At 63.0% G+C, this 19,369-nt stretch carries 11 protein-coding genes and 1 tRNA gene; 3 read left to right on the top strand and 9 right to left on the bottom strand.

Features of this window, described 5'->3' with window-relative positions:
* Positions 1-72: 72 nt before the first annotated feature.
* Together hrpA and CVS27_RS04655 are read right to left on the bottom strand one after the other, a co-directional pair.
* A complete protein-coding gene (hrpA, locus tag CVS27_RS04660) occupies positions 73-4,038 on the bottom strand; it encodes an ATP-dependent RNA helicase HrpA (RefSeq protein WP_103464566.1) in 3,966 nt (1,321 codons plus the stop codon).
* A gap of 13 nt (positions 4,039-4,051) precedes the next feature.
* Positions 4,052-4,897: a hypothetical protein gene (locus CVS27_RS04655; RefSeq protein WP_103464565.1), complete on the bottom strand. Its 846-nt coding sequence runs from the start codon at positions 4,895-4,897 to the stop codon at positions 4,052-4,054.
* A gap of 310 nt (positions 4,898-5,207) precedes the next feature.
* Here CVS27_RS04655 and CVS27_RS04650 point away from each other — a divergent pair, with 310 nt between their 5' ends.
* A complete protein-coding gene (locus CVS27_RS04650) occupies positions 5,208-7,073 on the top strand; it encodes an HNH endonuclease (protein ID WP_165788251.1) in 1,866 nt (621 codons plus the stop codon).
* A gap of 1 nt (position 7,074) precedes the next feature.
* On the opposite strand, the gene CVS27_RS04645 is transcribed toward CVS27_RS04650, so the two are convergent.
* The 6 genes from CVS27_RS04645 to CVS27_RS04620 all read right to left on the bottom strand — a co-directional run bounded on the left by CVS27_RS04645 (position 7,075) and on the right by CVS27_RS04620 (position 17,175).
* Positions 7,075-7,719 carry a class I SAM-dependent methyltransferase gene (locus tag CVS27_RS04645; protein ID WP_103464563.1) on the bottom strand — a complete coding sequence of 215 codons (645 nt, stop codon included), beginning with the start codon at positions 7,717-7,719 and terminating at the stop codon, positions 7,075-7,077.
* Positions 7,720-7,822: 103 nt separating this feature from the next.
* On the bottom strand, positions 7,823-12,103 hold the full coding sequence (locus CVS27_RS04640) for an alpha-L-fucosidase (protein ID WP_103464562.1): 4,281 nt from the start codon (positions 12,101-12,103) through the stop codon (positions 7,823-7,825).
* 236 nt (positions 12,104-12,339) lie between these two features.
* Positions 12,340-13,800 (bottom strand): carboxylesterase/lipase family protein, encoded by a 1,461-nt coding sequence (locus CVS27_RS04635; RefSeq protein WP_103464561.1) that lies wholly within the window; start codon positions 13,798-13,800, stop codon positions 12,340-12,342.
* A 58-nt stretch (positions 13,801-13,858) separates the two neighbouring features.
* Complete coding sequence (locus CVS27_RS04630) at positions 13,859-15,271, bottom strand: GH1 family beta-glucosidase (RefSeq protein WP_103464560.1); 1,413 nt, start codon at positions 15,269-15,271, stop codon at positions 13,859-13,861.
* A gap of 94 nt (positions 15,272-15,365) precedes the next feature.
* Positions 15,366-16,328 carry an endonuclease/exonuclease/phosphatase family protein gene (locus CVS27_RS04625; protein ID WP_103464559.1) on the bottom strand — a complete coding sequence of 321 codons (963 nt, stop codon included), beginning with the start codon at positions 16,326-16,328 and terminating at the stop codon, positions 15,366-15,368.
* Between the two features lie 52 nt (positions 16,329-16,380).
* Positions 16,381-17,175 carry an AraC family transcriptional regulator gene (locus CVS27_RS04620; protein WP_103464558.1) on the bottom strand — a complete coding sequence of 265 codons (795 nt, stop codon included), beginning with the start codon at positions 17,173-17,175 and terminating at the stop codon, positions 16,381-16,383.
* Between the two features lie 72 nt (positions 17,176-17,247).
* Between CVS27_RS04620 and CVS27_RS04615 the strand changes: the two genes are divergently transcribed.
* Positions 17,248-17,757: a VOC family protein gene (locus CVS27_RS04615; protein WP_103464557.1), complete on the top strand. Its 510-nt coding sequence runs from the start codon at positions 17,248-17,250 to the stop codon at positions 17,755-17,757.
* Between the two features lie 52 nt (positions 17,758-17,809).
* Here CVS27_RS04615 and CVS27_RS04610 read toward each other — a convergent pair.
* Positions 17,810-17,882: transfer RNA gene (locus tag CVS27_RS04610), tRNA-Arg, on the bottom strand.
* A gap of 174 nt (positions 17,883-18,056) precedes the next feature.
* On the opposite strand from CVS27_RS04610, the gene CVS27_RS04605 reads away from it, so the two are divergent.
* Positions 18,057-19,334, top strand: a complete 1,278-nt coding sequence (locus CVS27_RS04605; protein ID WP_103464556.1) for an MFS transporter — start codon at positions 18,057-18,059, stop codon at positions 19,332-19,334.
* Positions 19,335-19,369 lie beyond the last annotated feature (35 nt).

The following is a 19,369-nucleotide window of genomic DNA, read 5'->3' as shown; positions in this document are numbered from 1 at the left end:
CCCCAACTAGGACGCACTTGTTGCTAAAAATCGCCATGTTTCTAGCAACAAGTGCGCCACAGTTGGGGGGCGCTAGGCCATGGCCTTCGCGAGAGCCACGCGGATGCGCTTTTCCGACACTGAATACGCCGTCCCCAGCTCCACCGCGAACAGGCTGACCCGAAGTTCCTCGATCATCCACCGCACGTGCTCCAGCCCCGCCGTTGAGCGCTGCCCGGGCACCAGTGCCGCCACGGCGTCGTCGTACTCGTCCTCAAGCCGCTGCACGGCGGCCATGGACTGGGCGTCGCGGGCCACGTTGGCGGGCAGCTTTTCCAAGCGCTTCTCAATGGCCGCCAAATAGCGCGGCAGCTGGCTGAGTTGGGCAAAACCAGTCTTCGCCACGAAGCCCGGATAGACCAAGAGCTCCAGCTGCTGCTTGACGTCATTCAGGGCGCTGATCAGCGGCAAGCTGGTGGTCTCCCGCAGCTTCTTTTGGATGCGCATAGTGGAGGCCAGTACCCGCTCCACGATGGCCGTGACGCTGAAGACCGTGTCAATCAGTTCTGCCCGCACCACTTCATAGAGGGCGTCAAAGGCCTTCTGGTTCCACGGCAGCTCCGCGGGGGTGAGCTTGTCGATCGTGGCCAGAGTGCAGTCGGCAATCAACTCGGTGACGCTGCCGTGCGGGTTCTGGCTGAAGGTCAGCTTCTCCGTGTTGCTCAGGTGGTCCAGCACATACCTGTCGGGGGAGGGCACCCGCAGCGCCAGCAGCCGGATGACGCCGCGGCGCATGGCAGCTTCCTGCACATCCTGGCGCTGGAACACCCGGATTCCGGCGGTGCTGCCCTCATCCACCAACGCGGGGTAACCGGTCACGGTATGGCCGGCCACCAGGCGCTTGACCTCACGGGGCAGCGTGCCCACGTCCCATTCAGTCAGGCCGGAACGTTCCTGGATGCCTGAGTGGTCCGACGCAGGACGTGACGCTCCTGCTGCAGGTGCCGCACCTGATGCCGGAGCGCCCTTCGTAGCAACGCCAATGCCACTCTTTCCGGCTGGGGAGCCAATCGGCGCCCGTCCCGCTTGATTGGTCTTCGGAGTTGCACCGAGGGACTCGGCAATGGCGCGGCGGGTGGCGCCAGCGAGCTGCTCTTGAAGTTTGGCCAGGTCCTGACCCTCCTCCAAAATGCGGCCATTTTTGTCCACCACGGAAAATGTCATGCGAAGATGCGTGGGCACGGCGTCCCAGTTCCAGGAGCCCGGCGGGATCACATGGCCCTTGATCCGGCGCAGCGCCAGTTCCAGCGAGGGCTCCAAAGCATCCACAGACGGGTCAAAGTCCTCCGCCAGCGCCGCGGCAGCCTGGCGGGCCACATCGGGGGCCGGAATGAAGTTCTTCCGGATGGCCTTGGGCAGCGACTTGATCAGGGCCGTCACCAGTTCCGCGCGCAGTCCAGGAATCTGCCACCTGAACGGGGCCCCCTGCAACTGGTTCAGGAACAGCAGCGGCACCTGAACGCTCACGCCGTCGGACGGGTTCGGGGCAGCGCCGGGCGCCGTGGGATGGAACTCATACGACAGCGGCAGCTCAAACTCGCCCTGCGTCCAGATCTTCGGGAACGCCGCCTCATCGAGGGAGGGCTCCTCCGCCATGACCACGTTGGCGTCAAAGTCCAGCAGCGCCGGGTTCTCGTGGCGGGCATCCTTCCACCACTTGTCGAAGTGCCGCTCCGACACAACATCGCCGCCAACCCGCTCGTCGTAAAACTCAAACAGCGTCTCATCATCGACGCGCAGGTCGCGGCGGCGCATGCGGGTTTCCATTTCCTCAACCTCGGCCAGCAGGGCCTGGTTGCGGTGGAAGAACTTGTGGTTGGTGTGCCAGTCGCCCTCCACCAGGGCATGCCTGATGAACATCTCGCGGCTGAGCTCGGGATCAATGGGCCCATAATGAACCCGGCGGTCCGGCACAATGGGCACCCCATACAGGGTGACTTTCTCGTGCGCCATCACCGAGCCCATTTTCTTGGACCAGTGCGGCTCACTGTACGTGCGCTTGACCAGATCCGGCGCCACCTGCTCGGCCCACAACGGGTCAAACTTGGCAGCCACGCGGGCCCACAGGCGTGAAGTCTCCACGAGTTCAGCGGCCATGACCCAGTCGGGCGACTTCTTGAACAACGCCGAGCCCGGGAACACCATGAACTTGGTGCCGCGGGCGCCCGCATATTCGCGCTTGCGCTGGTCATAGAGGCCAATGTGGCTCAGCAGGCCCGTCAGCAGGCTCATGTGGATGGCGTTGTGGTTGCCCACAGGGTCAATGGCGCCGCCGGAAACCTTGATGTCCAGCGACTTGCCCATCTGCTTGAGCTGGGCAAACAAGTCCTGCCACTCACGCACCCGCAGGTAGTTGATGAACTCTGCCTTGCACAGGCGCCGGAACGCACTGGAGGACAGCTCCTCCTGTTTGTCCTTGATGTACCGCCACAAGTTCAGGAACCCGGTGAAGTCGGAGTGCTCATCGGCGAAACGCTTGTGCTTTTCCGCGGCAAGCTGCTGCTTGTCGGTGGGGCGTTCCCGCGGGTCCTGGATGGTGAGCGCGGCAGCAAGCACCATGACCTCGGCAGCCACGCCGCGCTTGGCGGCTTCCACGATCATGCGGCCCAGCCGCGGATCCACCGGCAGCTGGGAGAGCTGGCGTCCGACGCCGGTAATCCCGCCTTGGGCGGTTACCGCGCCAAGCTCACGCAGCAGCGTCACGCCGTCGGTGATGGCCCGGGAGTCCGGTGGTTGGACGAACGGGAACTTCTCCACATCCCTGGGGCCCTTGGCAACACCCATGGCCGTCATTTGCAAAATGACGGCGGCCAGGTTGGTGCGCAGGATTTCCGGGTCGGTGAACTCGCTCCGGGCGTTGAAGTCCTCCTCGGAGTAGAGGCGGATGCAGATGCCGTCGGAGACACGGCCACAACGTCCTGAGCGCTGGTTGGCCGACGCCTGGGACACCCGCTCGATGGGCAGACGCTGGACTTTGGTTCGGTGCGAGTAGCGCGAGATGCGGGCCGTGCCGGGATCAATGACGTACTTGATGCCGGGGACCGTCAGCGAGGTCTCGGCAACGTTGGTGGCCAGCACAATGCGCTTGCGGTTGCCCGGCGTGAACACGGCGTGCTGTTCGGCCAGGGAGAGCCGGGCATACAGGGGGAGGATTTGAACGTCGCGCAGGCGCGGGTTCGTCTTCGCCCGGCCCGCCAAGGCGTCCGCGGCGTCGCGAATTTCGCGCTCGCCGGAGAAGAAAATCAGAATGTCCCCGGGTGCTTCCTTGGACAGTTCATCCACGGCGTCGCACACGGCATCCAGCGGATCCCGGTCTTCTTCACTGTTGCCCCCGTCAAGGCGACGGTCGGTCGACGAGCCGAGTTCGTCGTCGTCCTCGCCCGTGGCTGAGCCGCTCAGCGGGCGGTAGCGGATCTCTACGGGGAAGGTGCGCCCGGAAACCTCCACGATGGGGGCCGGGCCCTCGGGGGAGGCGAAGTGGTTGGCGAAGCGCCCCGGATCGATGGTGGCCGAGGTGATGATGACCTTCAGATCCGGGCGCTTGGGCAGGATTTGGCGCAGGTAGCCCAGGATGAAGTCGATGTTCAGGGAGCGCTCGTGGGCCTCGTCGATGATGATGACCGAGTACTTGCGCAGGAGGCGGTCGCGCTGGATTTCCGCCAGCAGAATGCCGTCGGTCATGAGCTTGATCTTGGTCTGCGGACCCACGTGGCCGGTGAAGCGGACCTGGAAGCCCACCTCCTGGCCGATTTCGACGCCAAGTTCGCTGGCGATGCGCTCGGCCACGGTGCGCGCAGCAAGACGGCGCGGCTGCGTGTGGCCAATCAGGCCCTTCTCGGCCAAGCCCAGTTCCACACACATTTTGGGGATCTGGGTGGTCTTTCCGGAACCTGTTTCGCCGGCAATGATGGTGACCTGGTTGGCGGCGATGGCTGCCATGAGGTCCTCGCGGCGCTCCGACACGGGAAGCGCGGGCGGGTAGGTGATAGTGAAAGTCATGGTGTCACCCAGTTTATGCGGTTATTGGCGTCGGAGCGCTTTTGCTGGTCGCGGCACGGATTGTGAGCGCGCCCCTTGCTGCCAGTGCCAGAAGCACGACGCCGGCCAGGGCCAGTGCCGCTCCACCGGCCGTCCCGGCGACTCCCCAGTGGGGGAACGCAGCTTCCGCTTCAGCGGTGGCCAGGGCCAGGCCCGTCAAGATGACTGCTGTGCCGAAGTAGGTAAGGAGTGCGCCGTTGGTGAAGGTGAGCAGATTTCGAGCCGACAGTTCGCGCCAACGGCGGTCAAATGCAGACATGCGCGGATCCGCCAGAGCAAGCGTGGTGTTGAGCCGGTGCAGGGCAAGAACTGCGGAACCGCCAAAGGCAACGGCCATGAGAAGGAGGGGCACGCCGTCGTTCTTCACAGCGATGAACCCCGGAACCAGCCCTGCGGTGATGACGAAAGCCGTGAAAGCAGCCAGAATCGCGGCCGGGAGTAGGAATGCGCGCTTAGGCAGCAGCGGGAACCTGGTGTTGCTAGCCGGAATTTTGGTGGCGGGGAGGGCGGAGAACAGGAGCAGCCCGCCGCTGGCCGAGAGCCCGGCGGTGACGGCAACCGGCAGGCCCTCTTGGCCGGACAGGCCAACGGACAGCCGGAAAAGGGTGGCAAACATGACCGCTGCAAAGGCGATTGCTGCCACTGTGCGCCATTGGGCTTTCTTCATGGCCCTATCCTGCTCAACAGGCGTGGCATGGATCTGTGCCCTGCCGGCGCCAATGGCTAACGGTGCCTTCTTTTTGGCGATCCATGATGCGGTGGCAGTGGCGGCCCAGGCCAGGGCGGCAAGAATCGCCAACGCAGCAATCAATTTGGTCATGGGGGAAAGTCTTTCATGGATCACGCGGGCGCCGGCCTTGTCACTTCCATGTGGCTGGAGTGGGTCATCGTTGCTTCGTGGCCCTTTTCCTGATTGATTCCTCCACAGGCAACGCTGGGCGTGCCGCCATCCACAGATTTCGCTCAAAGGCCTTGCAGGGCTGCCAGAATGTCAGAGCCGGGCGATAGAATCTATGTATAAGAAGAACAGAAGTAATCCGTATAAATATTTGATTATCGATTCAGGATTTGGCCACATCAAGGGCTTTGGTTCTCGGAGCTGGAGCTGGACTGGCAAGGCGGTGAGCGGCATGGCTGTACCCGAATGGCTCGACCCCACGGCCATGGACCCTGCCGGGCTGGCCGCCGACGTGGCAGGGGCCGCCGAAGGAGGTATGCCGCCGTTTGGAGCCGTCATCTCTCAGATGACCGAAAGCCCTGCAAACCCTGGCGCAGCGGCCATGGAAAAGTGCCACGACATGGTGGCCATCGGTACCGCCATGCTGGAATTCTGCGGCGGCTTCTTCGACCCTGTGGTCCTAGCACAGCTGGATGCCGCACTTGCACACGAGTTTTCCCGGCAGGAACGGGGCAAGGTTGCTGCCGCCACAGCGGCTGTGGCGGCGGGTGTCCGCGAAGGGCGCACCGCGGAAGTGCTGGCCCATTTGAGCCAGCGCGTGGCAACAGCTAGGACTGCGTCCACCAAGTCCGAGTCCCAGGCCGCCTTGGCCACAGGGGTCCTCACCTCCCTGGGCGGTTCAGCAGATGCGGGCGGATTTGATCCTCATACTGTGGATCAAATCTCGGGCGCGGCCCTGATCGATCTCATTGGTGTCCTGGAGGAAGCCAAGAATGCCATTTCCGCCACCCAAGCCCACGCCCAGACACTGTTCGTTGCCCAACAGCGGCTTGAACAGGCTTGTGCAGGAATTCCCAAGGAAAAACTGGGCAGGGGCATTGCCCATCAGCTGGCCCTGGCCCGCCATGAATCTCCCCACCGCGGGCGCCAGCTGTGTGAATTGTCTGAAGTTTTGGTGCGGGAATTGCCCTACAGCATGAGGGCCTTTTCACAGGGCCGGATCAGCGAGTACAAGGCTGGGACTATCGCCAAGGAAACAGTGTTCCTTTCATTGGCGGACCGGGCCCATGTGGACCAATCCATCTGCGGGGACCCGGACGCCGTCGGACTTCTGGGCAATAGGGAACTGGGCGCCGCGGCAAGAAAGGCCGCCTATACCCTGGATCCCCCGGCTTTTGTGAAGCGCCATGAGAAAGCCGTGGGGGACAGATATGTCTCGCTTCGCCCGGCCGCCGACGGCATGACCTACCTGACCGCGCTGATACCGCTGAAACAAGGGGTCCGCATTCTGACCGCGCTCACCAAGGTTGCCGACAGCCTCAGGGCGTCCGGTGACGAACGGGGCAAGGGGCAGATCATGGCGGATGCGCTCATGCACCGGTTGGTCCGCCATGCCCCCTGCAACGATGGCGCCGGAACACCGAGCGACCACAGGGGTGTGCCGGTGGGAGGTTCTGCGCAGGATCAGGCTAGTTTGCAGGCAATAGCTCTAACGGGCGGGACCCAAGTCCAGACATTGTGCACCACTGTAGATGAAGCCAGTATTTCCCTTGAACTGGTCATGACTGACAGATCGCTTTTTGGCAGTGCAAACGATCCGGCTGTGCTGGTCGGCTACGACCCCATTCCGGCGCCCATTGCGCGCAGCATGGTCCTTGGCGGTGGCGGTGGCGGTGGCGGTGGCGGGTCCGCCCCGCAAGTGTGGCTGAAGAGGCTGTTTACGCATCCGGAGACCAGCCAGCTCATGGCCATGGACTCTCAAGCCAGACTCTTCCCTGAGGGCATGAAAGAGTTCCTTAGACTCCAGGACCAGCGATGCCAAACACCGTATTGTGATGCGCCCATTCGCGAATACGACCACATCAAGGCCTATGCGGCCGGTGGCGCCACGTCCGTGGACAACGGCCAAGGCCTGTGCTCCGACTGCAACCAGGCAAAGGAAGCGCCGGGCTGGTCGTCCACCAAGGCTGCCGAGGCTTCTGTTGCACGCGAGGGCCCGCCCATCACCGAAATCAAAACTCCAACGGGGCACCGATATATCTCCACAGCGCCCCCGCTGCCAGGCCCTCAAGGACGTCGCCGCAGGCATCGACGGTAACTCACTTCAACCGTACGGCCCGCATGACCTCGTCGTGGATGGTGATGGTTTCGCCGTCGGGCCCTGACGCACTTCGGGGACGGGATGCGGCAACCACCACGTCCCACTGTGAGGGGTCCAAGGCTTCGGCGATCTGCTTGGCAGTGAAGAACATATCCGCACCCAGTGCCCGGTGGGCGCCAGCTGCACTGTCCGACGGCGCGTGCCCCACGATCAGCAGCGTCCCACCCGGGACAACGGCTGCCGCCAGCCGTGCAAACAACTTGTCTCGATCAGGGCGCGGCAGGTGCATGAATTGGGCCGAGATCAGGTCGAACGAGGCTGCCGGAGGAGTCCAGCCCAGCAGGTCGTGGTGCTCCCAGGCGACGGATCCGGGAAGCTCCAGCTCGGCCGAGTGGGCAGCTGCACGCTGCAAAGCAACCGTGGAGATGTCCACACCCGTCACCTGCCAGCCCTGCCCGGCCAGCCAGACGGAATCGGCGCCCTCGCCGCAGCCGACGTCGAGTGCTTTCTTGGGCGCCTGTACCGAACCGGAATCGAGTGCAGCAGCCTCGGCGACGAGTTGCGGATTGGGGTTGCCGCTCCAGATCTTGCCGCTGTTGCCGTAGCGCTCGTTCCAATAGGTCTCATCAAAAATAGTCGTCATGGATACAGGCTACAACGGCCGCCAATCCGCGACGGGAACAGCTGTGCCCGGCACACCGTGTGTACCGGGCACAGACTTTATTCAGTTGTGGTGTTCAGATCAGCTATGCCCGCTTGCCGCGACGTCGGATCATCAGGACAGAAGCTGATCCGGCCAGCAGAAGGACCATCGCCCACAGGAGCCCTGACGTTGCGGTGGACCCTGTGGTTGCCAGATCGCCCTTGTCAGCGGCTGCTGGGGTGGTGGCAGCCGTCGCAGCGGCAGTGGACGGGGAGGTGGCCGCTGTTGACGGACCGCCAGCCGCTGCCACGTTCACCGTGATGCTGACTTCAGCTGCCCTTCCGTCACCAGCGGTGCCGCTGATGACAATCGTGTGGACACCCGCGGGGACACTCACTGGCACCGTGGCCGTGAGGGTTGCAGTCCCGTTGGCTGCCACCCCCGCGGTGCCCAGGACCACGGGGTCCGAATGCAGGGTAAAGGTTGCGGTGCTCCCCGGCTTGAAGTTCTTGCCGGTCATGGTCAGCTCGGAACCCGCAGCCACGGTTTCCTTGTTGACCGTGCCCGCCGGCTCACCGCTGGCAGGAGTCGTGGTGGCTGGTGCCGTAGTTGCCGGAACTGTTGGTGGCGCCGTAGTGGGTGGTGCCGTGGTGGGAGCAGCCGTTGTGGGCGGCGCCGTAGTTGCCGGAACTGTTGGTGGCGCCGTAGTGGGTGGCGCCGTAGTGGGAACCACCACCGGAGCCGTGACCTTTAGTGCCGCAGAGGCAGTCTTTGCACCTTGGGTCGCCGCCACTGTGAAGTCCCCGGCAGACGTTGCGCCCGGAACTGTAACGGCAATGGTTGCACCGCCCTGGGCATTCGTGGTGATCTTGCCCAGGCTGATGGCTCCCGGACGCAGTTCCAGCGTGGCTTCCTGATTGGCTGAAAAGCCGGCCAGGGTGACTGTGACGCTCTTGCCGGCCTCAACAGTGGCCGCACTCAGGCTCGTTGTCGGTGTGGCGGGTTCCACCACGCCTGCGACCGTCCAGCCCTTGGAGGCGAACGCGCCAAACTTCTCGGCCAGTGGTTTGCCGCCGATCAACGCTGCCGCGCCTGTGCCGTACGAGGTGACGGTGATTGGCGCAGCAGCCGTTCCATAGCCCCAGAAGGGGGTGTCGGATGCTGCGCAGTCGGTACCGGCCTTGAACGCGATGGTGGCTCCGGTGGCGATTTCCAACTGGCGGAACTGCTCTAGGGAGTTGAATGGGCGGGCCTCGGTGCCAATCCCGGCAAGTGGGGCCTTGCAGTCAACATAGAGGTTCATGGCAGGCGCGGGGGCAGCTGCCAAATCACCGTAGAGCGAGAGGTTGGACAGGTGCGCGGGTGCACGGGTTTCCTTGATGGTGACGCGGAATTCCTTTGCCGTCACAGGGGCGGCAAACTTCAGGATGCGTGTGACACCGATGGTGCCCCCGCCTGTTCCGCCACCGTTGGTGGCGTCATTGTTGACGGCCGTCCACGTGCCATTGACCTTGGCTTCCACAGTGAACTTCTCCACTGTTTGGCCGTGTTCAAGCACGTGTTCGCTCAACGAGATGTTGCTGACGGCCTTGGCCGAGCCCAGATCGATGCCCACCACGGAATCCACGCTCAGGGCCTGGCTGGCGCCCGTGCGGGCATTGTCATCCGTGAGCAACATGGAGTTTTCGCCGTTGACTGACACGGGCAGGCCCAACGCCAGATCATTAGTGAACGACTTGTCCCGAGCCGTCTTGAACCCCTGCAGTGCTGTCACCGAGGCAGGCGCAAACTTGCCCGTGGTGGTGGGGGGAACGTTGAGCAGCAGCACAGAGTTTCGGCCAACGGACTGGTAGTACTTGTTCATCATTTCGGCGGGCTGCTTGGGGGCATCGTTGGGGTGCGCAAACCAGCCCTGGGTCAGGCGCATGTCAGCCTCGCCCGGCCACCAGTGCAGGCTGTTGGCCTGGCCGTTCTTGACCGAACTGATCACGGAGGACCGCGAGCCGAGATTGTCCGAACCCTCTGATGCAACGGACTTGATCTTGCCGCCGTCCGTGGGACGGGTGATGGGCAGCACGCCCCATTCATTGGCACGGGCCACGCCCTGCTCGTTGCCGATCCAGCGAACGTCGTTGCCGCCTACAGCGACCACTGACTGGGGCTGAAGCTTGGCAATCATGTCGTAGAACGCGGGGTAGTCGTAGAACTCCTGCTTGCCCGTGTTGCCTTGGGCGCCGTCGAACCAGACCTCATCAACCTGGCCGTACTGGGTCAGGATCTCGTACAGGGTGTTCAGGAAGAAGGCGCCGTAGTCGGTGGCCTGGTACTTGAAGGAGGGGATGGTCTTGCCTGCGCGGTCATCGCCGGCAACAAGGGTGGGGATGGTGCGTTCGCTCTTGGCGCTGCCGTTGCCGAACACGCCGTCGACTTCCTGGTTGGAGTCGGCGGGGGACATGTACAGGCCAACCTTCATGCCGTACTTGTGGGCGGCATCGGTGAATTCCTTCACCACGTCGCCCTTGCCGTTCTTCCACGGTGAGGATGCCACCGTGTAGTCGGTGTAGCGGGAGGGGTAGGACAAGAAGCCGTCGTGGTGCTTAACAGTCAACACTGCGTAGCGGTAGCCGTTGTCGCGCAGGGTCTTGACCCAGCTGTCCGCGTCAAAGTCCGTGGGGTTGAAACGGGCGGGGTCTTCGGTGCCGTGGCCCCACTCCTGGTTGTAGAAGGTGTTGATGCCGAAGTGGAGGAAAGCTGTCTGGCGGGACTCCTGCCATTCCAGCTGTGCCTTGGTGGGGCGCACGAGCGCTGATTTGGCCAGGATATTGGCTTCGCAGTCGCCCGTGCTGACGGAGATGTAGTTGGCCGGATCAACCAGAAGAGGCTCGCACACCTCGGGCTCGCCGGGAGTGAGGTCCTGGTACTTCACGGCTGCGGGCTCGTAGCCGGCGGTCAGTGCGGCGAAGCGGGTCTTGTCCAATGATCCCTTGAAGGCACGGTTGTTTGCGGCTTCCTTCACCTCGGCACCGAAGGTTGCCGTGGTGTTGGATGCGGAGTTCTTAATGGCTTGCAGGCCTGTCACGGGCGCCAGCAGCTTACCGTCCATGCCGGCAACCACCTCGGCGGTGCCGTCGCTCTTGGGCACATAGACCATGGAGAAAGTGTGCGGCTTGTTGACTTCAGGCACCGGAACTGACTCGGAGTAGGTCTTCCAGGAGCCGCTCGCGTTGGAGCTAAAACCGTATTCAAACGACGTCCCGCCGTTGTTGTAGCGGGCAAACAGATTGCCGCCAACGGCGATCACGGGTGCCTGGGCAACCTGGGGTCCGGACGGTGTGAACGTTGCCTCGGCAACAAAGCCCTTGTCCAGCTTGGTGGTGCCGAGCGGAAAGGCTGTTGCCGTGAAGTCCATACCCTCGTCGGTGGCCGTCAGGGTGGCTTTGCCCCCGGCAACAGTCTCGGTGCCGGCTCGGCGGTTCAGGGTGCCCAGCAGTACATCGCTGCCGGAGGCCGTGTAGGCGTTGCCTGCCAGTGCGCCGTCGTAGGAGACGTCAAGCAGATCTGTGGAGGCGGGCTTGGGCTGGTATTCAAAGGCGGAGGGGGCGAAGGCACCCGCTGCCTTGGCCAAGCGGGCATCGTGCAGCATGCCGCTGAATCCTCGTCCGGATCCGCCCGGGTTGATCTCGTAACCGAAACCAAAAATGGAGCCCAGGTTGGCGGCGTTCTTCGCCGGGGCCGTGCTGCTCACGGCTGGCAGCGTCACGCCGTCGAGCATGACGGTGAGCGTGGCGCCTGTCGCCGTGGGGAAGTAGTGGAAGGAAAGTGCGTGTTCCTTGTTCAGGGCCGGGTACGCAAAAGTGGCCTTGTTGGATGTCCAGGTTGATCCGGTGAGGGAGTCGAAGCCGTAGCGCAGCTCGCCGCTTTGGGCGCGGATATAGAAGTTGCCGCCAGCGGAGAAAATGGTGGACAAGTCCGCAGAGCTGGCGGGCGTGAACTTCACCTCGCCCAAGAAGCCCTGGTCCGCCGTGTCGGTGCCGGTGGTCATGTCGGTGGGTGCGTAGCGGATGCCCTGGGCGCCGCCCGTGAGCCGCACGCCGGAGAGCGGGACCTGCTCCTCATTGCCGGTCACCCGGTTGAGTGCGCCGTGCATGATTTCATCCCCTGTGGTGGTGTAGGCGGTGTTGCCCACCAGGGAACCGTTGAACCCCACGTTGAGCGAATCGCTCGTAGCTGCCTGGGCCGCAAGGTTCGGTGCCATGAGGGCCCCCACCAGGCCCAGCGTGGCAAGCCCGGCCAGGGCAGGGGCTTTCCGGGATTTGCCCCGGGAACTTGGCGGTGCAGGCGCAGGCGCACCTTTCGCCTTGATGCGGACGGAGTCGAAAATCATGAAGGCTTCTCCCTTGTAAATGAACCAGTCTCAGGTCGGCACAGCCATGATTTGGTCAGGCAACGCCGCCCACACCCAACTTAAACATCGGATGTATGTGATTCAAGATACTCGCAGAGGGCTTGTTGGTGCTGAATATTACGGGAAAGTTCTCGATAACAACATTGTCAATTAGAGCAACTTGTCTATTCGTCAACGGGTAGTAGACATCAGATGTTGCGAGGGAGTTAAGCCCGCTACGGAGTGAGTGCTGCGCGTTCGTCATCCCGTGGTGCCAGGACCACGGGGTTGCCTGCGCCGTCGAACATCTTGACGGGCCGGTGAGCTGTCCAAGGCTGCCAGCCGGGGCTCCCGGAAACGGCAAAGTCCACCCACGCCTTGTGCATCTCGGTGGCCAGCGCTTGCGGGGCGGTGCTGCCGGCCAACCCCAGCGAATCGGGGGAGGACAGATCGTCAAAGACAAATCCAAGTTCGACGGCGTGTGCGGCTCGCAGATACTCCACAGGGCTCTGCCAAGCGAACTCATACACAAAAGTGGGCGCCGGTCCGGACAAGCGGGCATCGGCGAGCTGGTTGACTGGCACACGCAGCAGCTTGTCGGTGGCCAGTGCACCGAGGATTTCACCCGTGATGGAGTGGGGGCGGTTGCGCTTGAATAGCATGACGGCGGCGGCGGAGATGCCAACTTTGCGCCGAGCAAGGGCCAGATGGATGCCCTTGAGTTTCATGACCAGACCGGAGGGGACCAGCCACAGCCGGGCCTCGTCCGTGGTTGTCCCAATGAGCAGGGGGATCCCTGTTCCGGCCCCGGAAGTCAGGGCATCGAAGGGGTTCGCCGGCACCAGCGCCGGATCCAGAGTCAGAGCGTAACCTGCCCCTCCCGTAATGGGGGTGGAACCGGCGGTGACCCGTGCCTGGGCGGCCAAAAGTTCCTCAGGAGTCGTCCGGGCAAAGTCGTCCCGGGTGGCCGAAACCTTCAGATCCTTGGCGATCTTGGCGGTGATCCTGCCAGACTTCTTCGCTGGCTGTGCGGTGAGCGGTCCGCTTTGAATGATGGCGCGGCTGAACAGGTCCGATGCCTGCGGGTGGGCCAGCAAGGCTGCCACCGTGTTGCCCCCGGCAGACTGGCCAAACACCGTCACGCGGGTAGGGTCGCCGCCAAAGGCAGCAATTTCAGCCTGGACCCAGCGCAGCGCCGCCAGCTGATCCGCCAGGCCCAAGTTCAGCGGGGCATCCTCAAGGACGGAAAATCCCTCGGCACCCAGCCGGTAGTTGGGCGCCACATAGACCACGCCATCACGGGCGAATGCGCCACCTTGGTACCCGCTCAAGGCGTTGGAACCATGCTGCAGCGAGCCGCCGTGAAACCACACCATGACCGGCAACAGTCCCTCGCCACGCTCGGCGGGTGCGGCAATGTTGAGGTTCAAATAGTCATCGCCGGGGATGATCGCTGTGGGCAGAATCCTCGCCATGGCGCCGGCGTAGGGGTTTTGGGGCGCAGTGGGGCCCAGCTCCGTGGCGCTGCGCACGCCCTCCCACGGCGTCACCGGTGCGGGCAGGGCAAACCTCAGTGCGCCTGTTGGTGCGCTGGCGTAGGGTATGCCCAAATAGTGTTCGACGCCGTGACTCACGGACCCTTGAACGTCACCCGCGGAGGTGGATGCCGTGGGGCGTTCGGTGCCGATTTCTGTCACAAGGAGCTCCTTATTTCTGCGGCAGTCCACCAGCTGGTGGCATCCACGATGGTGTTGCTCACTGTACAGGGGCGCCGTTTGCTTCCATTTTGGTTGGGGCGGCGCTTTTTGTGTGGCGGATCAACTGTTGGTACCAGTGGTAGGAATCCTTGGGAGTGCGCTTTTGGGTTTCGTAGTCAACATGGACCAGTCCGAATCGCTGGGAGAAGCCCACAGCCCACTCAAAGTTATCCAGCAGGGACCAGTGGAAGTAGCCCCTGACATCGACCCCTGCGTCCATGGCGGTCTTTAGGGCATGCAGGTGGCCGTTGGTGTACTCGATCCGGCGCGCATCCCGCACCCGTCCTTCACCATCGGGACCATCATTGATGGCGGCGCCGTTCTCGGTGATGTAGATGGGCGGCAACTTTTCGCCATAGCGCTCCTTGAAACCGAGCAGCAACTCGGTGAACGCCTCCGGCACAATTGGCCAGTCAAAGTCTGTGCGGGGGTACCCCTCGAGCGTCCGCAAGGAGAACGGCAGGGTCGAGTCCAGGGCATGGCCGTCAATTAGTGCTGCCTCCCCACCTGCGGGCGCACCCACCAGAGTGGGGTTGTAGGAGTTGATGCCGTACCAGTCGATGGGGGTTGAAATGGTGGCCAAATCGCCGTCGGGAACGGGCGGCAGGAAGGGGGCCAACTCCTGGGGGTAGGCGCCAGCGAGAATGGGGTCGGCAAAGATCCAGTTGGCCACGTTGTCGTAGAGCCCGGCAGCCTGCAGGTCCTCTTCACGCTCACTGGCCGGCCAGGTTGCGGCATGGTTGTTGGCGATGCCAATGTTCCCCGCACCGGCGGATCGCAAGGCTTGAACGCCCAGACCATGTGCCAATAGGAGGTTGTGGGCTGCGGGGAGTGCGTCAAAGCCCAACGAAAGTCCTGGCGCCTGGATGCCTGCCCCGTAGCCGAGCATGGTCAACACCACTGGTTCGTTGATGGTGATCCAGCGGGGAATCCTGTCCGCAAAGTGTTCGCCCACAATGAGTGCGTAGTCGGCAAAACGGCTGGCAGTGTCGCGATTGAGCCAGCCGCCGCTCTGTTCGAGTTCCAGCGGGGTGTCCCAGTGGAACAGTGTTGGGCTGGGGGCGATGCCCGACTCCAACAAACCGTCAACAAGCCTGTCGTAGAAAGCCAGGCCCGCCGGGTTCACCGGCCCGGTTCCGCCCGGCTGTATCCGTGACCAGGAGAAACTAAAGCGGTAGGCATCCACACCCAGTTCACTCATGAGCGCGATGTCTTCCGGGTAGCGGTGGTAGTGGTCGCAGGCAACATCTCCGGTGTCACCATTGACTATTCGCCCCGGCTCAGCCACAAAGGCATCCCAGCTCGAAGGGCCCCTGCCAGCTTCTTTAATTGCGCCCTCAATTTGGTATGCGGCGGTGGAAACGCCCCACACAAAATCGCGCGGAAAATGGGGGAAAGTGAGTTTTTCCACGGAGACCTTTCATTGACGCCCTTGGGCATGAGCCTCTCGGAAGAGCGGCTGGAAGTCAAGGTTTTCCCCGCTGGGGACCGTCTACAGGTTGAAGCTACAGGTTGAAGGTGGCGTGGATGGCCAGGTGGTCACTGGCCCCGGCGGGCACCACAGAGTTTGAGGTAACGGTCAAGCCGCGTTGGAGAATATGGTCCAGACGGGTGATTGGCATCGGTTTGGCGGGCCAGGTGAACCCCGCCAAGCCGTCGTCCTGGGCGGGTTCACTCAGGTGTTTGGTGAGGGCGGAGAAGTATCTGTCGGTGGACGCTGCATTAAAGTCGCCCACCGCGATGACCTTCTTGCTCGGGTCCTCGGCTATTGTCTGGGCAAGGCTGGCCAGCATGGTGTCCCTGTCGGAATGCTCCAACGGCCGGGCGGATGCAGCGTGCACCACATAGATGCGCACCAGGCCGCCGGGCGTATCAAGATCCGCCGACAAGGCCCTGTTCCAGCCCAGGCCCAGGCCCTGCGGTGAGGGGTTGAGGATGGGGTAGTTGCTCCACAGCCCAACAGTGCCAATGCGGTAAGAGAATTCGTAGTGGGGGTTGAGCTCGGCGTCCACGGCGTCCCGGGACGCGCCGTCGATCTCCTGCAAGGCAATAACCTGGGCGCCTGTGGCGGCAAGGCTCCTGGCCGAGTCGCCCGCGGTGCCTGATCCGGCCTGAACGTTTTGGCTGATAACGCTCAACGACGCTTCCGATGATGCAGGCGCGGACCAGGCCAGGGGAACCATTCCCGGAATAAAAAGCAGCGCCCAGACCAGTGCTGGCACCAGGACGGCAACGGCCAGCTGCCTGGGTCGCGCGGCGAGGGCCAGCAGGCCAAGGACAGGGATCAGGGCGCCAAACCAGATCAGGCCCGAATCCACAATGAGACCCAGCCCGGCGATTTCCGGGAGCCATGCGTGGGCCAGCAGTATGAAGGTCAAGGTCAGGGAACCGAGCAGCACAAAAAGGTTCAGTACCGGGCGTTTCCGGGACCGTCGTGTGGGGCCGTGGTGTTCCTGAAGCAAGTCCATCGCATCCACGTTGTCACGGGATTGTGAGCGAATGCTGAGAGGAAGCAGTGGGTTAAGGGTGCGGGCCGTTCACTGTGCTGCGGTAACTGCTGGGGGAGAATTCCAGGAATCGTTGGAAGTCATTGGCCAGATGGGCTTGATCGGCGTAGCCAAGGTCGGCGGCGATCCCGGCCAGGTCAAGCCCGGGGTGGGTCCGGACCTTGTCGGCGGCCTCCTGCAGGCGCCGTCGTCGAATCAAGGCAGCCGGACTCAGCCCAACATACTTCTTGGCCAGCCGTTGCAGGGTCCGCGGCGACACCGCCAGCTGCTGTGCTGCGTCCTCGATCCGGACTACTTCCGGTGAGGACCCAAGCAGCTCCGCCATGGAATTGGCCAGCAAGGCTTCGGGGGAGACCTCGGCAACGGTTTCCAGGAGCCACGCCGTGAATTCCTCAACGGCATCGTTTCGGCGCTGAGCGGGGTCGGCGCCACCCATCGCCGCCACCACGGCAGATTGCAAGGCCGGAAGACTCAGGGCCACCTCGCGATCGCGCAATGCTGCGGGATCCGTGGTGAAGGCGGGAATGGCAGCCGGGCGCAGCAGCGCCCCCACGGCCCACCCATGGCCGGTGAGATCACGGTGTGAGGTGCGGGTGGTCGGGCCGGAGAACTCCACTGCGTGGGGCTGAACCACCAGATTGGAGGCGGCGAAGGCTATCAACTGCTGTCGGGATGAACGGCCAGGTTCAATGTCCCATTCCGGGATCCAAAACCACTGCACCAGGTCCTTAACGGAATCTGGTGCGGGCAAACGGTGAAATGTTGGCAATCGGGTGGGGTACAGGATGCCTTTGAAGGGATTCGCCACGCACCGAGTCTACTTTTTGTGCTGTCGCGAATCTACAAGCTTATTTCCGTGACTATGAGTACCGTCGCTTCCATGACTGAAAACAAGAGCCCAGAATTGACCGCAGCAGCCAATGGAGAATTCACCACTCAGGGGGTTCCGCACGGCTTCACATCCCTGACGCCGTTTCTGGCCATCCCGGGTGCCAAGGACGCGCTCGCATTCTATGCAGAAGTGTTTGGCGCCCGGGTGCTCGGTGTTACCGAGTTCGACGGCGTGGTGGTGCACGCCGAGCTCGACTTTGGCCAGGGCCGCCTGCAGATCGGTGAACCGAGTCCGCACTACCATCTGGTTCCGTCCCCGGAAGGCGACAACGACTGCTATTCGATGGGCTTGTACTGCCCGGATGTGGATGCTCTGGTGGCCCGGGCTCAGGAGGCCGGGGCAGTGATTCGGGAACCCGTCACCAATTTTGTCTCGGGCGACCGTTTCGCCAGCATCAGGGACCCCTTCGGTGTTCGGTGGTCCATCATGACGCGGGTTCAGGACCTCTCCGAGGATGAAAGCGCGCAGCGGGTTGCGGATTGGGCCGCGTCGCAATAAAGAAGGCATAAAGAAACCCCGCCAATTCAATGAATTGGCGGGGTTTTTTGTGTGCCCTCGGAGGGATTCGAACCCCCGACCTACGGTACCGGAAACCGACGCTCTATCCCCTGAGCTACGAAGGCGTGGCAACCGTGGCTGCCAAAGGGAACGAGAAAGAGCTTAGCAGGTGCGGGGCGCCCAATGTAAAACCGGGTCCACAACAGCCCTAAACACGTGGCAAGCATCATCACCGCGGCCGCCGAATAATGCTGTCGGGACCAACACCCGCGGGGTAACGTTGGGGCAATGGTGAACACATGGTAGGCAAATTGCGTCCCTCCGCATGGATTCTCGCGGCGGCCATAATCCTGACGGCGTTGACGCTGCGATCCGCTGTGACAGTGGTGCCGCCACTCATTACCAGCATTAACAACGACCTCCCGCTGAGTGCCACTTCCATCGGCATCCTGGGCATGCTTCCCACCGCGGCGTTCGGGCTTTTCGGCTTTCTGACCCCCTATGTGATCCGCTGGGCCTCCCTGGAAAAACTCATCATCCTTTCCATTCTGGTGGGGATTGTGGGTCAGATTGCCCGCGTCCTGGCACCCAACACCCCACTTTTTCTGGTCTTTTCGGTGATTGCCTTTGGCGGCCTGGGCGCCGGCAACGTGCTCCTGCCGCCGCTGGTCAAGAAGTATTTCCCCGCCAAGGTGGGCCTGATGACGGCCCTCTATGTGACAGCACTTTCGCTCGGCACGGCCATTCCGGCTCAGCTCGCGGTCCCCATCGCCGACGCCACTTCCTGGCAGCTTTCCCTTGCTGCGTGGGCCGGGATCAGCACCATTGCCTTGATCCCGTGGCTGGTTGCCTTCATGTCACCACGGACGACGTCGAACCCGGCTTCCCCGAGAACCCCGCCCGCCGCTGTGCCCGCCGAGGCGGACTTGGTGATCAAGTCATCCTCGGCAACAGTCTCACCGGCCAAGGCGCCAAAAATGAACCTGTGGCGCTCGCCCACCGCGTGGGGACTGACGCTCATGTTCGGCTGCACGTCCCTGAATACCTATGCCATGTTCGCCTGGTTGCCGGCCATCCTTACTGAGGCCGGTCTGGACAGGGGAGCCGCCGGCTCAATGCTGGCCCTCTTTGCGGCCCTGGGCTTGCCATTGAGCCTTGCTATCCCTCTCATCGCGGCAAAAATGCGCAATCCCTTCCCGGCTGTGCTGGTCATGCTGGGCTGCTTCATCGCGGGGTACCTGGGGCTGCTGCTTTCACCGGCGTCGGGCACCTGGATTTGGGTGTCACTGGCCGGTTTGGGCCCTGGAACGTTCCCGCTGTCGCTGCTGCTGATCAACCACCGCACCCGGACCCAGCTCGGGGCCGGAGCGCTCTCTGGATTCAGCCAGGGGATGGGCTACACCTTCGCCTGCACGGGTCCGCTGTTCTTTGGCCTGCTGCATCAGTGGACGGGCTCGTGGACGGCCCCGTTCCTGTTCCTGTTCGCCACCTTGATGCTTCTGGGGGCCGGCGCCTGGATCATCTGCCGCCCCAAGATGCTCGAGGACGATTTCGCGCAAGCTCCCGTCAACTCCTAGCAGGATTGGGGGAGGGAACGGGGAGAACCGTACAC

It is taken from the genome of Arthrobacter glacialis (assembly GCF_002909445.1).
Classification (GTDB): Bacteria; Actinomycetota; Actinomycetes; order Actinomycetales; family Micrococcaceae; genus Specibacter; species Specibacter glacialis.
Note: the sequence above shows the minus strand (reverse complement) of the source record. Positions and strands in the feature narration are given on the sequence as shown.